The organism is Mesorhizobium sp. M7D.F.Ca.US.005.01.1.1 (genome assembly GCF_003952545.1).
GTDB lineage: Bacteria > Pseudomonadota > Alphaproteobacteria > Rhizobiales > Rhizobiaceae > Mesorhizobium > Mesorhizobium loti.
Genome location: NZ_CP034453.1, coordinates 350612 through 371188 on the forward strand (window position 1 = coordinate 350612; position 20577 = coordinate 371188).

Sequence of the window (20577 nt, forward strand, 5' to 3'; positions counted from 1 at the left end):
TGTTCCAGCCCACCTGCCTGTGCAATACCAGATGGAATACGCTCATTGGGGTGGCGCTGATTGCATGCCTTTCACTTAGCGAGCCAGCAGGCTGACAGGTGCTGTGGTCCAACTTCGATCGCCGGCGGCTCCTCAGCTTTGCAACGGTCGAAGGCAAGCGGGCAACGAGGATGGAAACGGCAGCCCTTCGGCACGCGCGCGGCACTTGGAACCTCGCCCTGCAGGGCCGGCAACTCGGCGCGACCTGCGTTGCCGCCAATCTGCGGTGTGGCGTTGCGCAAGGCGACGGTATACGGATGGCGAGGGTTGAATGTGATCTCGTCGGCGCTACCAATCTCGACCAATTTTCCAAGATACAAGACCGCAATCCGGTCGGCGATCAGCCAGGCAAGGGGCAAATCGTGGGTGATGAACAGCAGCGCCATGTTGTGCCTGTCGCGCAAGTCAACCAGGACCTGAAGAATCTGAGCGCGTATCGAGACATCGAGCATCGATACAGGTTCATCAGCAACGATGAGTTCCGGCCGGACGGCAAGCGCTCCTGCAATCACGACGCGCTGGCGCTGCCCGCCGGATAGCTCGTGCGGGAAGCGGGCGAAGAAATCGCCGGGAGGATTGAGCCCAGCGGCCGCAAGCGCTTCACTCACCCGGTCGGCGAGTTGAGTGGCGTTACCGACCAGCCGCAGGGACTGCAACGGCTCCGCCACGATGTCGAACACGGTGTGTCGCGGATTGAGGGCCTGATAAGCGTCCTGGAAGATCATTTGCACGCGACGCCGGTACGGACGTAGAGCCGAGAAGCCCTCTACCGACCTCATGTCGCGGCCTTCGAACAGCATTCTGCCGCCAGTCGGCTTGGCAAGCTTGGTGATGACGCGGCCCACAGTGGTCTTGCCGCTTCCCGATTCGCCGACCAGGGCGACGATCTCGCCCCGCCCGACGTTGAGGTCGATCCCGTCTACCGCGCGCATGGCGCCGACAGATCGGCCCAGGACACGGTCGAACAGACCGCCCTGGATAGGAAAATGAACTTGCAGGCTCTCGAGACGCAGGATGCCGGCAGTGTCAGGCATGAACAGCGACCTTGTCTTCTTGCGTCAAGGACCGGTGAAGGTGACAGGCGACACGTCCCCGCCCGAACTTATTGAGGCTGGGGACTTCGGTCGCGCACCCCCCCATGACCGACGGGCAACGCGGATGGAAAGCGCAGCCCGAGGGTCGATTCACCAAGTTGGGAGGATCACCCGGTATTGGCCGGATCATCTTTTTGCCGCTCGCTGGGTTCGGGATCGATTCGATCAGCTGTCGGGTGTAGGGATGTTTGGGCTGGGCGAAAATCTCGGCGACAGTGCCATCCTCGACGATGCGGCCCGCGTACATGATCATTACGCGATCACAACACTTAGCCACCACAGAAAGGTCGTGGGTGATCAAAATCAGGGCGAGGCTCAACTGCGATCGCAAGTCGCCTAGCAGGTTAAGGATCTGAGCCTGAGTGATGACGTCGAGCGCTGTGGTGGGCTCGTCACCAATGATAATCGAAGGTCGACACGCGAGCGCCATGGCAATCATCACCCTTTGTCGCATTCCGCCCGACAACTCGTGAGGGTAGGCGGAACCACGATCCGCCGGGATGCCGACCAGTTGAAGCAACTCACTTCCCCGCTTGGTCGCCTCGCCCCGCGACATGCCGAGCTTCAGCATGCATGGCTCGGCGATCTGCTTGATAATGCGGTGAACAGGATTAAGTGCGTTCATCGCGCCCTGGAAGACAACGGACGTTTCGCTCCAGCGATGTGGCCGCATCGCCGCATCATCGTCGATCGGCAGTCGGTTGCCACGATAGCGCACTTGGCCGCCGCTGACCCGCGCGTTGGGTGATAGTAGACCAGCGATCGCCATCGCGGTCGTGGTCTTGCCACTGCCCGATTCTCCGACGAGGCCCACGGCCTCTCCGGCTCGGAGCGCGAAGCTTACGCCGTCGATTGCTCGCAATGAAACGCCCTTGAGCCCATAATCGACAGAGAGCCGGTCTATTTCCAGAAGCGGTGTTTTGTCCTGGGAGGAGCTGGTCATGGGATCACCCTCCGCCGTGGATTGAACGTGTCGTCAAGGGCACTGCCAATCAGGACGAAGCTAAGCGAAACCGTGAGTACGCACAGTCCTGGGGCGCCGAGGTACCACCAGGCTCCAGCACTGGCCGCGCCGGCGCGCTGAGCGAGCGAAAGCAAAGTGCCCCATGAAGGCTGCAACGGGTCCCCGAGTCCAAGGAATGAGAGCGATGTCTCGACATAGATTGCGCTGGCGACCACCAGCGCACCATTGGCTGCGATTTGCGGCACGAGATTGGGGAGGATGTGCCGCACCATGATGCCGAAATTACTGCTACCCGCAACGCGCGCACGATCAATGAATGGTCGCTCCTTAAGCGACAGTGTCTGACTCCGGACGATACGTGCAACAAAGGACCAGCTTGTCATGCCTATAACGACAATGATCACGAAAAGAGAAGGACGGAAGCCCAGGATTTCTCCACCGCGCCCCATCACCTCGAGAACCACGGGTGTAATGACCAGCGCCAGCACGAAGGACGGCATGACAAAAAAGAAGTCTGTCAAGCGCATCAGCCAGACGTCGACCCTGCCACCATAGTAGCCAGCGGTCGTACCGATTGTAGTCCCAACGACGAGGCTGATCACAGTCGCGAGTAGCGCAATCGTAAGCGAGATCCGGGCACCATGGAGGACCAGATTGAGCACGTCCCGCCCGATTTCGTCCGTGCCGAGCAGATGCTCGCCTGATGGGGGTGCGAGGAAATCGCCAGTTGCATTGATCGCAGTCTGGAGCGGTCCCGCCAGAATATTGGGGACCGCTCCCACAACAAGAAAGAATACCAGACATACGAGGCCCACCTGAGCACCGCCATAGCTGAGAAATTGACGCAGAAAGCCTTTTATTGCGCGCGCCCGGCCTCGCGGGCAATATCGAACAATATTGTCGCTCATTGTCGGACCCTCGGATCTAGAAGGCTGTAGGCAAGATCGGCTACGAGGTTTGCGAGAACAATTGAAACGCCAAGCAACAGGAATATGCCTTGAAGGACTGGGTAGTCCCGTGCGTTGAGTGCTTCCACCGTCAGCCCGCCGATACCCGGCCAGGCGAAAACGGCTTCGACAGTGATGGCCCCGGCGACCACATAGCCAATATTGAGGGTGATCAAGGTCACGACCGGTAGCATTGCATTGCGAAATGCATGACGCATCAGCATTTGACCGTTGGTCAGCCCTTTCGCCCGTGCGGTTACCATGTAATCCTCGGTGAGTACGTCACTCATTGCGGCACGAGCGACGACGACGTACTGGCCGATTAGCCCAAGCGCCACCGCAGTGGCGGGAAGCGTGAGATGTTGCAGGTAGTCGAGGAACGAACCAAGAGAGCCCGTGATCAGGCCGGGCGAGTATGCACCATAGCCCGGGAGCCAACCCAATGCCGTGCTGAAGATTACCACCAGGATCATGCCGAGCCAGAAAGCCGGCGTAGAATAGAGCGCCAGAGAGGCTCCGGTTGCGATACGGTCGCCGGCTCCTCCCCGGCGCCAGCCTGCGTAGATCCCAAGCATCACCCCAATAACGATTGCCATTATCTGAGCAACCCCGACTAGGACTATGGTGTCCGGCAGGCGTTCCGCTATCAGGTCTGCGACATGCCTGCCCCTGAACTTGAAGCTGTAGCCGAAATCGCCGCGGAGTGTTGCCGACAGGTAGTCGACCGCCTGGTCCGGGAACAGCGGCCGGTCAAGGCCCCAACGTTGGTTCTGCGCCTCAATCTGCTCGGCGGTGACGCTGACGCGCGCCCCGCCAAGCAAAAGAGATGCAGGGTCACCTGGAATAACTCGGAATAGGATGAAGTTCAGGACTGCCACCATCAGGAGGGTTATAGAGGCCCTGACGATGATGCGCAGGATGTGACGGCTCCCTCCCCCTCCGTTCACGGCGCGGGCACCGGCTTCAAGCGATCGAATGGGAAGTAGCTGTCCATCGACATGATGCCTTGCTTTCCCCAACCCTCGAAGCAATCCCTCCGGTGGGCTTCGAGCAGGGTGGGGTAACATAGTACGATGTAAGGCGCTTCAGTATAAATTAGTCGCGCTGCCTGGTCGACCAGCTTTTGGTTTTTCTTGAGGTCAACGGTGACCTGCACCTCCGCGAACAGTTTGTCGAACTCCGCATTCGTCCAGTACGCCTTGTTCTTGATGCCGATGGAATTGCTGCTGCCGAAGATGAGCAGGTCTTTAGGTGTTGGGCCTTGCCAGGTATCGGAAATGAGCAGATCCCACCCTCCGCCGCCTTTCGCCGGAGCTGCGGCGCGGGCGCTCAGCGCACCGGAGTCGAGCCGAGTCACCGATACAGGGATACCGATTTGCTCCAACCAGCCAGCGATAAACTGCACTGCCGCGACCGGCATCTCTATATTTGCTGAAGGTCCAGACACCAGCTCTAGCTGGAAACTCTTCCCGTCCTTGTCCTCCCGAATGCCATCGCCGTTCGTGTCCCGGTACCCTGCGGCGTCAAGCCGGCGGTTGGCTTCGGCGAGATCGAAGTGGCGCCTGATGTCGTTCAGATCTGAATAGTAATCGGCCGCCACCGGCATTGCGAGTCCGACACCAGGGTCGGCGTGTCCGCGCATGGCTCGATCGACGATGGCCTTCTGATCGATCGCGTAGCCGAGCGCATCGCGAAACGCCGGATCCTGCAGAGCCTTGGTGCTACCTGCGCCATCTCCCGAAGCGGTGTTGAAGGCGAGATAGGTTTTCTGAGCTATGCGGGATTCACCGACTACAATGTCGGGATCCTTCGAGAGATCAGCCCACTGGGCGGACGTCAGGTAGTTGCCATAATCGAGTTCCCCGCTCTTAAGACCTTGCGCAATCGGATCGGCGGCATCGAAGGACCGCAGGATCACCCCCGCGATTTGGGGCTTCCCCGTACGGAAATAGGGGTTCGGCGTCAGGCGTGTAAACTGGCCCTGGTGAAACTCCGAAACGATCATAGGTCCCGTACCCACCAAAGGCGGATCGTTGCGGAAGGTTACGCGTGCGTCAGCATAGCTGATGTCCTTCCAAATGTGCTCGGGAACGATCATTATGATATTGTCTATTGGCCAGGTCGCGGGGAACTTGGTCACGATCTGCAAAGTCTCGTCGTCGAACGCTTTGATGGACTCGACGTTCTCAAGACCGCTGGTGCTGTTCCACCCGACGTTTAGCTCGTCGGGCTTGCCTATGGAATCGTGCAAATAACTATAAGTGAACGCCGCGTCCCTAGCGGTAGCAGGCTGGCCGTCCGACCACTTCATGCCGGGCCAGATCTTGAAGGTCCAAGTGAGGTTGTCGTCGGCGACGGACCAAGATTGGGCAAAGCCCTTTCGATCGTCGTATCGCTGGGCGTCTATGCAGACCAAGAAATCATAGCAAATAGCCAAGGGCCAAAAGGAGCCCCAAGTGGCGAAGGGGTTCATCGAATCAGGGCCTCCACCCAGTCCGCCGATTCGCAGGATGCGATCGTCGCACGACGAGGCGAACGCCCTCGAGTTAATCCCCCAAGGGGTCGCCGAAATCGCCAGCATTGCCTTCATAAGCGCACGACGATTATATGAGTATTGGCTCATTTTATCCTCCCTGTTTGCCGGCTTTATCATCACTTCATGTTCACACGACCACGATGATCTACGGCCTCAACCCGGAACATCTGGCTTCCTTTTGACGGAAGCTCCACAGTCCCCTCATTCCAGATAAGTAGCAGTGCCCAGGGGGGTGGTTCCTGCAAATTGGCCGCTGTGCCTGCATGAATCCGGCGTTTTTCTCGATTCTGGGCACAGCTAGCCAGAATTAAAGTCGATTGGCCGGTTCCAGCTCCTGGCGGCGCCCACGGACAATTCGCATATAGCAAACGAGGCAGTCATTCAGGTTCTGTTCGCGACCTCGGGTTGGAGGGTCCCGTCGAGCCGCAAACGCCTTTATCACGGATGTGTGATGTCGGAATGTCGATGCCGAAATTCCAGAGGATATCCTCTTCCGGCACACGACGGTCTAAGAGGCGTTCGACAAGCTGCGCGCCGCGCAACAACACGGAGCTTGAGCCGCCCGTTGAAAAACGATGTAAACGCTGATGGATCTCCAGCCTGATGCGTGGCCGCCAGCTCGTCGACCGTGAACTATCCGCAAGCCATTGATCTGGCCTTTTGATTGAGGCGGATAGCGTCTTTTGAATTGCAGGATTAGCGGTATTTGGACGCTGTTTTCCTGCAATTCGGTTTTGCGATTCCCTTGTGCTGCGGAGCGTGATTCACTCGGTTCGGCGGCGGCGAATCGAGGGGACGGCGAATGTCCAAGCCACGCGAGACGGGAGAGCAGGACCTGTTCCGCTCCAGGCTCGATCAGATCATCAACATGAAGCAGGCGATCGACCGGCCGGTGCTGGAGGAGCGTTTCGGCGCCGTCTATTCGGACGGCCCCGGCATGCCGCCGCTGCCGACCCGGCTGATGGCGGGGCTGGCGATCCTCAAGCACACCTTCAACCTGTCGGATGAGGTGCTGTGCGAGCGCTGGGTGGAGAACCCTTACTTCCAGTATCTCACCGGCGAGACGTTCTTTTGCCATACGCTGCCGTTCGACCTCTCGTCGATGACGCGCTGGCGCAGCCGCATGGGCGAGGAGCGGATCGTGGCGCTGTTGCAGGAGAGCCTCAGCCTTGCGGTCAAGACCGGGGCGATGAAGCCGGCCGACACGCGCCAGGTGATCGTCGACACAACCGTGCAGCCGAAGAACGTCATGTTCCCGACCGACGCCAAGCTCATCAACCGGGCGCGCGAACGGCTGGTGCGGCTGGCCAAGAGGGAAGGAGCTCCATTTGCGCCAGAGCTATCAGCTGGCGCTGATCAGCCACCAGCGCTATGCCCACGCCAAGCAGTTCAAGCGGGCCAACAAGGCGCTGCGCAGGCTCAAGACCTATCTCGGCCGGACCATTCGCGACATTTCTCGCCAGATCGCCGGCGATGCGGGGCTGGACGCGCTCTTCAAATGGCCGTTCTACCAGGCCGCCACCGTTCTCTAGCAACGCCAGCGCCAGCGCGGCCGCAAGATCTACAGCCTGCACGCGCACGAGGTGGAATGCATTGGCAAGGGCAAGGCGCATATGCCCTACGAGTTCGGTGTGAAGGTGTCGGTGGCCACCACGCTGAAGCGCTCCAAGGGCGGCCAGTTCGCCCTGCATGCAAAAGCGCTGCCCGGCAATCCCTATGACGGCCACACGCTGGCAAGCGTCATATCGGCCACATCAAGAACGAACACCGCATGGGCCGCAACTACCTCGCCGGCCAGCAGGGCGACGCCCTCAACGCCGTCCTGGCCGCCGCCGGATACAACTTCTCCCTCCTGCTCAGGTGGCTGAAGTGATTTTTGTGGCCCTTGATCGCCCTGCTTCAACTCCGGCCGAAGTCGGTCGCCGCTTAGCGTCTGGATCACGGTCGACCAGCACGAGTTCCAAAAATCCAACCTGCATCTCAGGCACCGCGTCCTGACCTCGGAAATCGAGGATCCAGTCTCGACAGAGTATTCGACAAGATGCGGACGTGTGTTACAATAACGAGCCGCAACTCATACCAGACATGAGCTCATATTTTGGGATAGTGGCCTCCAAGCGGTCAAGCCACGGACGCGAATGTCATCCGATAAAGGGTCGCGGCGTCATAGATGGGCAGTCCTGTCCTACGACGGATTGCTGACGTCACCATCGGGAACAATGTACATTCAAATAGGAGGGCGGCAATCCCCGGATGTGCGGCGCCAAGTCGCGCGACACAGGCTGCAACCTCCGACTCCATTTCAACAACACCAGCCGGCCACGCGTCACCTTCAATGCCGCCGATGACTACTCTTGCCTCTGCGGATGAATCTATGCCCAGCAGCTCTTTGCCGCAGTGTCTTGAGTCTGCGGCCACAACGGCGAGCTTTGCGTCAGCTGGAAGCTGCCGGAGTAGCGTGGGCGCCAGTAGCAGGCTCGACATGGCCACCGGGACTTCGACAGACGCGGCCACTGCAGCCTGGTACCGGATACTGAACCCGCAGTCCCCGGTTATCGCGACTGCTCCGCGCTCGACCAACCGCCTGGCAGCTGCAATGTAGGCCGGCTCGAGAGAAGCATCACCGGGAATGACCCTCTCCTCCAAAGCCCCGGCCGCGGTCTCTATTATAATTGGGAAGTCGAAAGTTGCCGGGTTGAAGACCGACTCCGGTTGCGGTGGCGGAAATTCACGAGGCGGAAGTCCGATCTCCAGCCCAATAATTCCGAGGGCCCTTTGTTGAGTTGTCACGGAAGCATCCTTCTTCTGGAAGCAGCTAAGATGGTGATTTCGGCAGCAAATGCCCATCACCTGCGCGATACAGGTTCTCTCTGAATGCACGAATTTAACAGCGTCGAAACGGCTGTTTCAGAGAAACATGCCTTTCCAGGCGCAGTAAGTCGGCATTGTTTTGGTGCATTCGCATGAAAGCCGTAAAAACTGGGAAACCGCAGAACGCTTGTGCGACCCTCCCCGGGCCTGTAGGATACCGGGTTTGCGTCCGCCGTCAGACAATCGTGTTAGGGCACTTTCCAGAGCCCAGATGCCCTGAATGGCAGATTGAACGCACATCAGATCTTCAAGCTCGCAACTGCCGAACGGGCAGCGCTATTTACCTAACTCGACCAATCTGGGGCTTGGACCGGACGATCCTAGTTATGCAGTCCTGAATGAACTGGGGCAGTAACCTCGACATCAACCCGGCCCTGAAAAACCGCGCGTAGGTTCGTCGCAGGGCAGCCTGCTCCGAACGGACCAGTTCCTGCCCGGAAGCCACCCACGGGATAACTCAACTAGCGGCACAACCCGCAACTCACCTCGTCTCCAGCACCGCATTGAGAAACTGCTGCGTTCGCTCGTTTTGCGGATTGCCTAAAAGCTGGCTGGGCGGGCCTTGCTCGACAATCTTACCGCCAGAAAAGAAGCACACGCGATCGGAGAACTCCTTGGCAAAGCCCATCTGGTGCGTGACCATCAGCATTGTGAGGTCATGTTCGGCGCTGAGCTTGCGGATGACGTTGAGCACCTCTCCAACCAGTTCCGGGTCAAGCGCTGATGTCACCTCGTCAAACAGCATCACCTTGGGCCGCATGGCCAACGCCCGAGCGATCGCCACGCGTTGCTTCTGGCCCCCGGAAAGCTGGATCGGGAAATGGTTCTTCTTGTCGCCGAGGCCCACCAAGTCGAGCAGCTCTGCCGCTCGGGCCTCCGCCTCCTTCTTCGAGAGCCCAAGGACGGAGATCGGCGCCTCCATGCAGTTCTGCAGAGCAGTCATATGCGGGAACAGGTTAAAGTGCTGGAACACCATACCGATCTTGGCACGCACGCGACGGAGATGACGCTCGCTCGCCGGCACTATTTGGCCGTTCTTCTGCGTATGCGTCAACGGTTCACCGTCGACCCATATCACCCCCCCGTTGATGTGCTCAAGCGTCATCAGCATGCGCAGAACGGTGGTCTTGCCCGAGCCGGACGGACCAATGATGGACACCTTCTCGTTGCGTGCGATCTCGAGATTGAGTTCGTCCAGCACCGTCAACGCGCCGTAGCGCTTTGTGACGTTCTCGAAGCGAACTATGGGTTCGTTCATGACTTTTTCGCTGCGCCTGATATCGAGGTCAAGCTCGTCCCGCCTGGCTGATGCCCTAGGGCGCTTCGTGAGATCGTCCTCGAAGCGAAGCACAAATTCGCTCATAGTATAAGGCCTCCCTATTGCAGATGGTAGCGGCGGTTGAGCCAGACGCGGACCGACTGCACGATAGCGGAAGCAACCAAGCTGAACACGTAGTAGAAGAAGCCGCACATAGTGATCGCTTCTATGTATCGATAGTTATTGCCCCCGAAATTTTTCGCCTGCTGCAGCATCTCGAAGATCGAGATTGCCGCCAGGACCGGCGTGTCCTTGAACATGCCGATGAAGTAATTGCCCAGAGCTGGCACCATGGGCGGGATCGCCTGCGGCAGAATGATTGTTCGCCAGGTCCGCGTTCGCGAAAGGTTTAGTGCCGTACAGGCCTCCCACTGGCCGCCATCCACATTCTCGATGCCGCCGCGGAAGACTTCGGAACAATAGGCTGCATAGTGGATCCCCAGCACGCCAACTCCCGCCGTCCAGGCAGGAATGAAGATTCCGATCTGCGGACCAACGAAATAGACAAAGAACAACTGCAGCAGCAAGGGCGTTGAACGGATAAACTCCACGATCTCCGCCATGGTGGTCGAGACGTAGCGGTTTGGCGACTGGCGAATCATCGCGAAGACAAGACCCAATATCAGCGCGATCGCAAACCCGAGCAGCGTAGCCTCAATGGTGACGATCGCTCCCTGATAGAGATATGGGAAAGCCTCCCATACGTAAGACCAATCCCAGATCTTCAAGCCACCTGCTCCCGAACGAAACCGCGCGAGACGCGGCGTTCCAGCCAGCGCACGAAAGGAGTGATGAGGGCGCGCGCGATGATGTAATAACCGAATAGTGCAACCGCAAAGAACAGCATATAATCGCCAGTTGCGTCGGCCGCCTGCTTGGCGGCGCTAGTAAATTCGGGAATGGTGATGAAGAAGACGAGCGAGCTACCCTTAAGCACATCGATGAGCATGTTACCCCAGGTCGGCAGCATGGCGCGCATTGCCTGTGGGAGGATAATACGCCGCATCATGGTGAGCCGCGAAAAATTGAGCGCTGTAGATGCCTCATACTGGCCCCTATCAACGGCCTGAATGGCGGCGCGGACATACTCGGCTGCGTAGCCAGAGGCATTCATTCCGATCCCCAAAATTCCGACAGTCCACGGCGACAGGAAAATACCGAAAATCGGCAATACAAAGAACCACCAGTAGAGCTGAACCAGCATGGACGTCCCGCGGAAGAATTCGATGTAGGCGATACTGAACCAGCGCAACTGCCGACGGGGAGAGACTCGGGTCAGGCCCACGAAAAGCCCAAGGACGATCGCTACGACGCAGGCGCCAAGAGTGACGATGACCGTAGTCATGACGCCCTTGGTGAGCACGGCAAAGATAAAGCTGAGATCGACCTTACTCATATGCCCTCCCCACTGACCGCCTACCGGCCAAGGGCCGGGGAGCGGTCAGACGCATAGCTTCAGCCCTTGCAAAGATCAGCGGTCTTGCTGCCATCCGGGAGATCGCGTTTGGTGTAACCATATTTGCCGACCGCGGCCATCATTTCGTCAGAGCCAATATAGTCTTTCAACACAGCATTGAACGCGTCTACCGCAGCCTGTTCGCTGAGCGGGAAGGCTATGGCGGGATGTTCATTCGGTCCCGGCGGGGTATACGGGTCAGCCACCTCAATGCTGGGATCCTGCTCGGCAAGAGTCGTCGCGTTCAGACTATAGAGCGAGCCGGCAGCGGCGCGGCCGGCCTTTACAGCCTGTACGACCTCGGGCGGTCCGGCGACCTGCATAACCTTGTCGTCAGGGAAACCTAATTTCTTCGCCTGCTCGACTGCGGTGGTACCCGTCATGATGGCCAGGGTAAGCCCCTTCTTCTGAGCGTCATGGAGGGAATGCAGCGCTTCCGGATTGCCCTTCGGCACGATCATCGAATCATTGCTCGATGCGATCGGTTCGCTGAACAGGACGTTGCGGCACCGCTCCGGCTTAATCCACATGCCGCCCGTGATGATGTCAAAGCGACCAGCCTGGAGGCCCGGGACAAGGGAACCCCAATCGGTTACGACCGGCTCGATTTTGGTCGTTCCCATCTTTCTCAGAACGTCCAGTGTCATCACATTGACCAGGCCAAGCGGCTCGTTGTTCGCACCAGGATAGGCACTGGGAGGCTCATTGGTGAAGCCAAGACGGATCGTTTCTCCGTTCTTAATCTTATCGAGCAGCGACTCCGCCGAGGCCGAACCGGCAAAGGACGAGATTGTCATCGCCGCCAGGCCGAGCGCGGCAATCCTCTTCAAGATTGCAGCCTTAAAGCATTCGTCGAGTTTCCACTTGACCACTGGTTAGTCCTCCGTTTTCGCATCGCCGATGGTCTCCCGATATGCCTCGGGAAAAGACCATTGCATCATTTGTTGAGCTTGTAGTCCGGCGGTTCCCATCATCGTGTGAGCTGCAGGGTCCCCACTTAGGTATAGATTCCTCCAGTCGATCCTTTGCTACGCCACTTGTGCATGCTTCGTGAGCGTAGCAGCGCAGCTGTGGTGCTTTGTGCGAGAAATGCAAGTTATTCGCAGAAATTCGGTGATTTTTGGGTGCATACGCACATTTCCGTCATCCCCGTGGTTCGTTGGAAGTGAACAATCGCGAGCTGTGGTATGGCCAACTGAGGCACACCACGTCTTGCATGACTCCTGCCCTGCCCGGTTGGATGGGCGCCACCGCCTGGGCTATGCCCTTGTTGCCATGGCAGGGCACAAGTTCGTCGTATGCGACACGCCGCTGAGAGATTCGCCTCGGAGACGCTGGCCCGAGCATTGTTCCCGTCACAGTTGATCATTCGTGCCATTGACGGATGAGTCTGTTCACGGCTTCGCTCCGGATCAACCTGGACGGAATCGCCGGCATTATTGAGCAGATGGAAATCTGAATTCCTGATCAGCTTCGCCAGGTTGATCCCTTGCTCCGGCGTCGCGGTAGGGTCGTTCTTGGACCAGATGATCAACGTCTGGGCCTGAAGCTGATCAAGGTAGGGGAAGATATACTTCTGCTGCAGCAGTGGATAACGATGCAGGTTTGTCTCGTCTTCCGGCAATCTCTGCCAGATCTCCCATTGTCCCCGAGCCGCGGCCCGCCGATAGGCTTCTCGCTCGGCGCATTCCACATCCTGCCCGTGGGCGCGGCAGCTTTTCCGCCGTGCGGTGATGTATTCCTCTTCGCTCGGCATCGGGCCGGAACAGCCGTAAGCCTGCCGGCAGGCCTCCAGCCAAGCTTCGTCACGGTCATCTCCGAACGCCGGCGACACGGAGTTAGCGGTCAGCAGGACAAGCTTAGAAACAAGATCGGGACGCACGATCGCGACCCGCGCGTCGACGAATGATCCTTCTGAATGGCCGACTAGCGTGATCTGCTTCAAACCCAGTTGTTGGAGGAAGCTAATTACATGATTCACACGACCGAGCCGGTTAATGTATTTGCAGTCAGCAGGATAATCCGTTCCCCCAAAATGGAGTTGATCAATCGCTACTACCGTAAATTGATCGGATAGCCCGTTCAGCTGCCGAACAAAGGAACTCTTAGCCTCTGCACGGAAGCCCGCCCCCTGCAGGAAAACAATCGGCCTACCAGCTCCGTTCTCGCAGTACGATGTCTCGACACCATCAACCGATACGCGATGCTTGGTGATCATCGGTTCCTCGGCAAAAGGAGGGGCATCAGGTCGGCATTGCGACATGCGAGATGGACTGCCATTGCTCACTCCTGAGCGTAGCAGCCTCACATGCCACGTTGCCGAACTATCTCGTCTGAATACCGGAAATCGGCACCCCGGAGCCTCGCGTCTTGTCACTTTGCTCTGTCGTCGCCCAGCCACTGCGGCCGGGAGCCTTTTAGGTGCATGGGTGGCATTCCCCGCAAGATTTCAACCCTTGCACAGGTCGCCGGTCTTGGTGCCGTCCGGCAGATTGATTTTGGTGTAGCCGTATTTTGACCGACTGCATCATTTGGTCGGAGCCGATATAAGTATTCAATACCTCGTTGAAGGCATCGACCGCCTGCTGATTGGGCAGGAAGGCGAGACTTGGGTAGCCGGCCTTCCCAGCCGGCGGGGTGAACGGATCTGCCATTTCAACGCTGTCGACCTTGTCAGCGAGCTCCTTACCGTGAAGTAGTTTAGCGACCCCGCCGCCGCGCGGCCGACCTTCACTGCCTGCAAGAATTCGGCCTGGCCGGCGACCTGCATGACACGATCCTCCGGAATGCCCGCGTCTTTGGCGGTCGTGACCGTGTCGGAACCGGCGGTGGTGACCAGCGTTAGGCCCTTATCACGAATATCGTCAAAGGAGTGCTGGTCTTTTGGGATTGCCATTCGGCATGAGCAGGGCTTCGGTGAACTTAGCAAGCGGCTCGGTGAACACCACATTGCGGCAGCGCTCCGGCAGAATGTACATGCCGCCTGGCCTAGCTCCGTCTGCCGTCTCTCAAGGTTGTGTCGGCCAATTTCTCAGCCACCATAATCGTCGGAATGTTTGTGTTCGCCCGAGGGCAAAATGGCATGACGGAAGCGTCGGCGATCCTCAAACCCAAAATACCATGAACGCGTCCCGACGGATCGGTCACAGCGCCAGGATCCGCGGCTGCCCCCATCCTGCAGGTCGACGTCGGATGCCAACTTGGGATGACGTTCTGGCGAATATACCGATCCAGATGTTTCTCGTCGTTGACGAGATCGGAAATGCTATCCCCATCCGTTATGACGCGCCTAATCAGCCCACGGCGCAGCCGCGGCGACGCGTCCATGAGCAGCGCCAGAAATGACGTGAGTGCATAGTTTGTGCTTGTGACCTTGCTCACCAGCTTCGCTCGCGCATTCAACGCTGACGGAAACGGGTCCAGCGCCACAGAGGACAGCGAATCTTGCTGCAGCAGGCGGACTATGAAGCGAAAGCCCTGCTTGAGGCGCTCGGCGTCCCGCTTGTCGCTCAACCAGTTGAAATCGACCTCCGGCTCTATTTTATGCGAACTACCCTTGAGCGCCACAGTTCCCGTCGAGTAGCTGCGATTGACCCACACGGCGAGAGTGCCGAGGCGCCTCCCCAGCGGGTGCCAGGATGATTTGGCAACAGTCGATATTGCCATATCGGTCGACGGGCAGCCTTCGTAACCCGACGAGTAGCGGGCGTGCATCTGAATATATTCGCTCACGCCGGGTGACAAGCGATCGGCCGGCTTCAAATAGGCCGAAACGCAAATCGTGGGGTGTTCCTGAAGATTCTGGCCCACACCTTTCAAATCTGCAACGATAGGGATTCCGAATTGTACTAATTCCTTCGCGGGGCCGATCCCGGAGCGCATCAATATGGCGGGTGAATGGAGTGCTCCTGCGCACAGGATAACGCAAGAAGCGCTATACGATTGCACGCCCGATTTGTTCTCCGTCTCGACCCCCGTTACCGTTGTTCCCAAAAAGGTCAGCCGCGCAACTGTCGTTTCGGATAAAATCGTTAGATTGCGGCGAGAGCGGACGGTTTCGGGTAAGTACGCCATCGCGGAGGAGACCCGATGACCATTGCGGTTGGTCAATGGGACAACTGAATAGCCATCACCGAATGCACCATTGAAGTCTGGCCTGAAATGAAGCCCCAAAGCATCGTAAGCATCGGAGATTGCCCGGATGAAGCCCGACCAGTCTGATTGGCGCACACGTTTGATTGGCAAGGGGCCGTTCGTGCCATGAAATTCCCCGCCGAAATCCAAATCGCATTCTAGACGACGGAAGTAGGGCAGCACGTCTTCCCAACCCCAGCCCGTTGCACCGCTTGAGGCCCACTCATCGTAATCTCCGGGCCCGCCGCGGTTGGCGACTTGGGCATTGATGCTGGAGCCGCCACCCATGACGCGCGCCTGTTCGTAATGGACAGGCTTGCGGCCACCTCGCACCGTTGTCGCGTGGAGTGACTGCCATCGATAACCGGGATTAAGGTAAGCACGCGTTGGGTCGCCATCCTGGATGTCGTCAGGAATGGCATTCGGCGGCGTATCAGGGCCAGCTTCAATGAGCAGCACGCGAGCGCCATAGGCGGAGAGCCTGCTCGCCATCACGCATCCAGAGGAGCCACCACCCACGACGATATAATCGAAAACCACGCAAACTCGCAAATGTCTGAGTCGGGCAAAAATCTAGCAGACGGCGAGCAAGCAAAAACGCGCAATTATCTTGCAGGACGCAGGAAATCAGCGCATTCTTAAGAGATTCGCATTATGGCGGCCTCCCAACGGGGCGGAACGTTTAAACATGACCTTGCCAGCAGTCCATCAGGGCTGAAGGCGATGCCGGAGCGTCGTGACTTAAGTGGACAAAGCGCATCGCGACTGAAGGGGACAAACCTATCGCGAGATACATCAGAATGCAGCCCGGTAGGTCCAGAAGTGCTTTTGCAGCATCGCGCTGACGAGGCCGTTGTAAGGAGCAGAATGATGCTTCGCCTTGCGCTCCATCGCCGCTTTAGCGGTACGAAAACTCCCGTCCCAATCATGGCCGGCGGGCAAGGCGGCTGACCCTTGCGCCAGTCATCGGTGAATCGGATCAACCAGTTGTTGAATGCGCGTAAGATTGCGCGTTCTATACATCGATTGGCACCGCCAAGGTTACCTTCGTGCGATCCATCACAATCATCGTGCTGTAATTTCTAACAGCCGGGCTATCAAAGAAGAAACGCCTCGAGAATGCGTCGTACTCTGCCAAGTCACGCACGGAGAGAAGGAGAACGAAATCGGCGTTACCGGTGACCGCATACGCGCTCATTACTTCAGGCGCCTTCTGTAGAGACTGCTTGAAGCGATCGATGACGTCGGAACGATAGCGCTCAATGTCGACCAAGACCAGCATCATCAGGGACCTGCCCACCGCCTCAGGCGACACGATTGCAACATCAGCCTCAATTACGCCAATTTGTCGCAACTGCTTCAATCGCCGCTGACAGGCCGTGGGCGATATACCGGCCAGTTGGCCCAATTCTTCCGTTGTTTGGCGATTGTTGCGCTGAACAGCGCTTAAGATTTTCAGATCTATCCGATCCAATTCCATGGTCATTCTCCGGAATAGCTGCAATTTGCGCAGAAAAACTGCGATATGCACTCGACTGTAGCCTCAACCCCGCGCAGACGGAAGCCCAAACGATCAGGCCAGGCATGGGACCAAAGTCGGCTATCGTCCTCGACGTCAGTTATAGCCATTGGCCGAAGAGTGCTGTCCACCATCGCCCAACTGACAATGGCAGCCGACGGTCAAAAGCCGAGGCCTTGCGCCCAGTTCGGCCGAGGAAACGTCTCGGAACTTAAACGCTAAGCCGACTGGACGATGATGATAGGGGGGACCTCTATTTCCGCGCTTCGGCTTCCATTCGTTGGCTCACGCTGCCAAGAGTCTCATCTGTGTATAGGGAATCGAGCGCTAGGTTCGCCTGCCCCGGTTGCTGCATCAAATGCAGCCGTCTTGAGGTGGTTGGGAAAAATCGTCACCGCAGCCACACAAACCGCCGGCCTTATGCAACCTGCCGGCAATTTCGCATAATTACTGCATCCCGCCGCTCAGAATTTGCGCAAGGCGCCCAATGTAGCGCGCTATTGTCTCACAACGGCACCTACACGCCACTTCATAAAGCAGAAGAGGCCTGGCTTTGCAGGCTTCAGATTGAGGAGTTCGCCTATGAGCAAGCAATTCGCACCTGAAATGGATGCAGGTCTCGCGGTTTTCAATCGCCTGGAGTCTGAGGTGCGCAGCTACGTCCGCGCCTTCCCCGCCCTATTCGATCGCGGAGTCGGGACCACTCTCATCGCTGCAGACGGTCGGGAATATCTCGACTTTTTCGCCGGTGCAGGCGTTTTGAATTATGGGCACAACAACCCCGTCATCAAGAAGGCGCTGCTGGATTATATCGAGCGCGACGGAATTGTGCATGGGCTGGACCTTGCCACGACGGCCAAGAAAGCCTTCATCGAAGCTTTCGAGCGATACATTCTCAAGCCTCGTGGTCTGACATACAAATTACAGTTTCCCGGCCCCACAGGTACGAACGCGGTCGAAGCGAGTCTAAAACTGGCTCGCCAGGTGACCGGGAGATCGAACATCGTCTCGTTTACCAACTCGTTCCATGGGGAAAGCGCTGGAGCATTGGCAGCGATGGGAAACAAGGAGCACCGGGCCGCTGCCGGGTTTCCCCTCGCCCATGTGACATCGTTGCCATACGAAGGCTACCTGGGGGCGTCAGTTGACACAATCGATTACTTCGAAAAGCTTCTCAATGACCCCAACAGTGGCCTCGACAAACCTGCCGCGGTGATCCTGGAAGGGATCCAAGGTGAAGGCGGCATCAATGCTGCGAGCGTTACTTGGCTGCAACGGCTGCGCGAGCTAACGTCGCGGCACGGAATCTTGATGATCCTCGATGACATCCAGGCCGGGGTCGGTCGCGCGGGCAGTTTCTTCAGTTTCGAAGCGGCTGCAATTGTGCCGGACATCGTTACCCTGTCCAAATCTTTGTCGGCGATCGGAACCCCAATGGCCCTTATTCTCATCAAGCCTGAACTTGATGTCTGGGCCCCGGGCGCACACACCGGGACCTTCAGAGGCAACAACTATGCTTTCGTCACTGCTCGTGCGGCCCTCGAAGCTTACTGGTCCGACTCCAAGTTCGAGGATGAGATCGCTCGCAAGTCTGCGATCTTGGTCCAAGAACTCAACGCGATTACCGAGGAATTCCCCACCCTCGGCCTGAGCGTGCGAGGCCGCGGTCTGATGTACGGACTCGTTTCACCGAAGCACCACTCCTTGCCAGGTCTGGTCTCCCAGGAGGCTTTTCGTCGGGGCTTGGTGATCGAGATCGCCGGCTCATACGGTGAGGTGCTTAAGTTCATGACTGCCCTCACCATCGCCGAGGCTGACCTTCGGCGTGGTCTGTCCATCATTCGCGACAGCATTGGCGCAGTAGCGACTACCCTCGACGGTGGAGGCGCGGCTCGCTAGCCGACAAAGCACCGGGCCACTAGCAGGTCCAAAATCGGGCCGCTCGCAGTCACGGAACGGGAAGGCCGTTCCGTGGCATGTGGCAGTGGGCGAACTCGGAGCGGCTGAACGGCAGACTAGGGCTTTCACTGCCGGACCGATACCACGGTTGCCGTTCTTCCTGCGGCGCCGACCACTGTCGCTGCGCCAATTCGAAGAAAATCGAGCGATAAGAAAGAGGACTGGATGGCCAGCAACGACGTAGTCAAAAATTATATCGATGGCGAGTGGCGGGATTCTGTGTCCGGCACACGCATCGAGGTCGATGACCCGGCGAGCGCCGAAACGATTGCTGTCGTAGCTGAAGCAGGACCCCAAGACATCGAGCTTGCCGTTACTGCTGCTCACCGCGTTTTTCGCGACCGCGTGCTGATAGACATGCATCCGTATGATCGCGGTCGCATGTTGTTTCGCGTTGCCGACGCCCTTGAAGCGCGTTTCGACGAGATCGCAGCCATTAACTGCGCGGAGACGGGGAAGGCATTGGAACTTGCCGATGGCGAGGTTCAGACCGCCATCAGATACCTGCGATACTATGGTGGCTTGGCCGACAAACTTGAAGGGCGCTCGATCCCGCGCGGGGCCAACCTGGTCAACTACACAGTCAGAAGTCCCTTCGGCGTGTCCGCCCAGATCGTTCCGTGGAATGGTCCACTTGAACTGACGGCCCGCTCGCTGGCCTGCGCCATCGCAACCGGCAACTCAGTCGTGGTGAAGTCGCCGGAACTAGCTCCCCTTTCCGGAGTTGAACTTGCGCGTGCCTGTGAGACAGCGGGGCTGCCTGCCGGAGCGGTCAACGTGCTCACTGGATACGGCCAAACGGCAGGCCAGGCGCTGATCGAACATCCCGACGTTCGCCACATCGTCTTCACGGGCTCGATTACTACTGGGCGGACGGTGCTCAAGACGGCAGCGGATCGGATCGTGCCCTGCATAATGGAACTGGGCGGAAAGTCGGCTGCAGTTGTGTATTCCGATGCCGACCTCGACTGCGTTGTGGAAGCGGTACGCGTCGGGACCTTTCTGAATGCAGGCCAGAATTGCAACAACCTTACACGTCTTATTGTGGAACGTTCTATTGCAGACAAACTGGTGGAAAGAGTGAGGGTCTGCGTCGAAGGACTGTCGGTCGGTCCAGGACGCGAAAACTGCGACATCACCCCGTTGATCTCCCGAAACCAACGACAAGGAGTTGAGCGGGCCTGCCAGACGGCCCTCTCGCAGGGCGCGCGACTCGTAACCGGCGGGACTGCGCTTTCGGAGCGGAGCGGTTACTTTATGGCGGCCACGGTGTTTGCCGATGTCGCGCGAGACAGCAATCTCTTCCAGCAAGAAGTATTCGGTCCTGTTCTTGCCGTTACCACGTTCGATAATCCGGGAATGGCCGTCAATCTCGCGAACGACACCGTTCACGGTCTGGCAGCGGGCGTGTTCACGCGGGATATTGACCGGGCCCTCTGGACCGCCGACCGCCTTTGGGCCGGTCAAGTGTACGTGAATGGGTGGTATGTGGGCGGGGTGGAAACACCGTTCGGTGGGATAAACCAGTCCGGCTACGGCAGGGAGAAGGGTCAGGAAGCGCTGGACGGCTACGTTCAGACGAGAAACGTTGGTATCCGCCTCTCGCAGCCACCATCTGGAAATTGAACGCTTGCTGATCCCTACCGACGGCGCGGCTGTCGGGCGATGCAGGATTCAATGACCTCGACCAAATCGAAATAAGCCCGGCGAGAGAATCCGTATCGGAGGTCATCGAGAACA

General features: G+C 58.3%; 15 protein-coding genes and 1 pseudogene. 3 read left to right on the forward strand and 13 right to left on the reverse strand.

From position 1 onward, the window contains the following. Positions 1–71: 71 nt before the first annotated feature. Genes EJ076_RS01630 through EJ076_RS01650 form a run of 5 tightly spaced genes read right to left on the reverse strand, consistent with a single transcriptional unit; the run spans position 72 to position 5667 of the window. Positions 72–1073 carry an ABC transporter ATP-binding protein gene (locus EJ076_RS01630; protein WP_063169341.1) on the reverse strand — a complete coding sequence of 334 codons (1002 nt, stop codon included), beginning with the start codon at positions 1071–1073 and terminating at the stop codon, positions 72–74. Next, complete coding sequence (locus tag EJ076_RS01635) at positions 1066–2076, reverse strand: ABC transporter ATP-binding protein (protein ID WP_063169342.1); 1011 nt, start codon at positions 2074–2076, stop codon at positions 1066–1068. Before EJ076_RS01635 ends, EJ076_RS01630 begins: the two co-directional genes overlap by 8 nt. Next, positions 2073–3005 (reverse strand): ABC transporter permease, encoded by a 933-nt coding sequence (locus EJ076_RS01640; RefSeq protein ID WP_063169343.1) that lies wholly within the window; start codon positions 3003–3005, stop codon positions 2073–2075. Before EJ076_RS01640 ends, EJ076_RS01635 begins: the two co-directional genes overlap by 4 nt. Further along, positions 3002–3991, reverse strand: a complete 990-nt coding sequence (locus EJ076_RS01645) for an ABC transporter permease (protein WP_063169344.1) — start codon at positions 3989–3991, stop codon at positions 3002–3004. Before EJ076_RS01645 ends, EJ076_RS01640 begins: the two co-directional genes overlap by 4 nt. Then, positions 3988–5667: an ABC transporter substrate-binding protein gene (locus tag EJ076_RS01650; RefSeq protein ID WP_063170379.1), complete on the reverse strand. Its 1680-nt coding sequence runs from the start codon at positions 5665–5667 to the stop codon at positions 3988–3990. The genes EJ076_RS01645 and EJ076_RS01650 overlap by 4 nt, the downstream gene beginning before the upstream one ends. Positions 5668–6382: 715 nt before the next feature. Between EJ076_RS01650 and EJ076_RS01655 the strand changes: the two are divergent. Then, a pseudogene (locus EJ076_RS01655) lies at positions 6383–7453 on the forward strand (IS5 family transposase). Between the two features lie 248 nt (positions 7454–7701). On the opposite strand, the gene EJ076_RS35445 reads toward EJ076_RS01655, so the two are convergent. From EJ076_RS35445 to EJ076_RS01700, 8 genes are all read right to left on the reverse strand, one after another. After that, positions 7702–8370, reverse strand: a complete 669-nt coding sequence (locus EJ076_RS35445) for a hypothetical protein (RefSeq protein WP_176477193.1) — start codon at positions 8368–8370, stop codon at positions 7702–7704. 562 nt (positions 8371–8932) lie between these two features. Further along, a complete protein-coding gene (gene ehuA, locus EJ076_RS01665) occupies positions 8933–9709 on the reverse strand; it encodes an ectoine/hydroxyectoine ABC transporter ATP-binding protein EhuA (RefSeq protein WP_063170381.1) in 777 nt (258 codons plus the stop codon). Positions 9710–9828: 119 nt separating this feature from the next. Continuing rightward, entirely contained in the window at positions 9829–10497 is a 669-nt protein-coding gene (gene ehuD, locus EJ076_RS01670) for an ectoine/hydroxyectoine ABC transporter permease subunit EhuD (RefSeq protein WP_063169345.1), read from the reverse strand. Then, on the reverse strand, positions 10494–11165 hold the full coding sequence (gene ehuC / locus EJ076_RS01675; RefSeq protein ID WP_063169346.1) for an ectoine/hydroxyectoine ABC transporter permease subunit EhuC: 672 nt from the start codon (positions 11163–11165) through the stop codon (positions 10494–10496). The genes ehuD and ehuC overlap by 4 nt, the downstream gene beginning before the upstream one ends. A 59-nt stretch (positions 11166–11224) precedes the next feature. Further along, a complete protein-coding gene (gene ehuB, locus EJ076_RS01680; protein ID WP_082826582.1) occupies positions 11225–12097 on the reverse strand; it encodes an ectoine/hydroxyectoine ABC transporter substrate-binding protein EhuB in 873 nt (290 codons plus the stop codon). A gap of 224 nt (positions 12098–12321) precedes the next feature. Next, the gene (locus EJ076_RS01685) at positions 12322–13443 is read right to left on the reverse strand and encodes an alpha/beta hydrolase (protein ID WP_063169347.1); all 1122 of its coding nucleotides are present in this window, start codon (positions 13441–13443) and stop codon (positions 12322–12324) included. 770 nt (positions 13444–14213) lie between these two features. Then, on the reverse strand, positions 14214–15899 hold the full coding sequence (locus EJ076_RS01695; protein ID WP_063169348.1) for a GMC family oxidoreductase N-terminal domain-containing protein: 1686 nt from the start codon (positions 15897–15899) through the stop codon (positions 14214–14216). Positions 15900–16374: 475 nt separating this feature from the next. Continuing rightward, positions 16375–16839 (reverse strand): Lrp/AsnC family transcriptional regulator, encoded by a 465-nt coding sequence (locus EJ076_RS01700; RefSeq protein ID WP_063169349.1) that lies wholly within the window; start codon positions 16837–16839, stop codon positions 16375–16377. A 621-nt stretch (positions 16840–17460) separates the two neighbouring features. Here EJ076_RS01700 and ectB point away from each other — a divergent pair. Both ectB and EJ076_RS01710 read left to right on the forward strand, forming a co-directional pair. Beyond that, entirely contained in the window at positions 17461–18777 is a 1317-nt protein-coding gene (gene ectB, locus EJ076_RS01705; protein WP_063169350.1) for a diaminobutyrate--2-oxoglutarate transaminase, read from the forward strand. A gap of 225 nt (positions 18778–19002) precedes the next feature. Beyond that, positions 19003–20463 carry an aldehyde dehydrogenase family protein gene (locus EJ076_RS01710; protein ID WP_063169351.1) on the forward strand — a complete coding sequence of 487 codons (1461 nt, stop codon included), beginning with the start codon at positions 19003–19005 and terminating at the stop codon, positions 20461–20463. The last annotated feature ends 114 nt before the right edge of the window (positions 20464–20577 follow it).

Excerpts from the sequence above, each read along its gene's own strand:
- EJ076_RS01630 (WP_063169341.1), bottom strand. The coding sequence starts at position 1,073 with ATGCCTGACACTGCCGGCATCCTGCGTCTCGAGAGCCTGCAAGTTCAT.
- EJ076_RS01635 (WP_063169342.1), bottom strand. The coding sequence starts at position 2,076 with ATGACCAGCTCCTCCCAGGACAAAACACCGCTTCTGGAAATAGACCGG.
- EJ076_RS01640 (WP_063169343.1), bottom strand. The coding sequence starts at position 3,005 with ATGAGCGACAATATTGTTCGATATTGCCCGCGAGGCCGGGCGCGCGCA.
- EJ076_RS01650 (WP_063170379.1), bottom strand. The coding sequence starts at position 5,667 with ATGAGCCAATACTCATATAATCGTCGTGCGCTTATGAAGGCAATGCTG.
- ehuA (WP_063170381.1), bottom strand. The coding sequence starts at position 9,709 with ATGAACGAACCCATAGTTCGCTTCGAGAACGTCACAAAGCGCTACGGC.
- ehuC (WP_063169346.1), bottom strand. The coding sequence starts at position 11,165 with ATGAGTAAGGTCGATCTCAGCTTTATCTTTGCCGTGCTCACCAAGGGC.
- EJ076_RS01685 (WP_063169347.1), bottom strand. The coding sequence starts at position 13,443 with ATGATCACCAAGCATCGCGTATCGGTTGATGGTGTCGAGACATCGTAC.
- EJ076_RS01700 (WP_063169349.1), bottom strand. The coding sequence starts at position 16,839 with ATGGAATTGGATCGGATAGATCTGAAAATCTTAAGCGCTGTTCAGCGC.
- ectB (WP_063169350.1), top strand. The coding sequence starts at position 17,461 with ATGAGCAAGCAATTCGCACCTGAAATGGATGCAGGTCTCGCGGTTTTC.
- EJ076_RS01710 (WP_063169351.1), top strand. The coding sequence starts at position 19,003 with ATGGCCAGCAACGACGTAGTCAAAAATTATATCGATGGCGAGTGGCGG.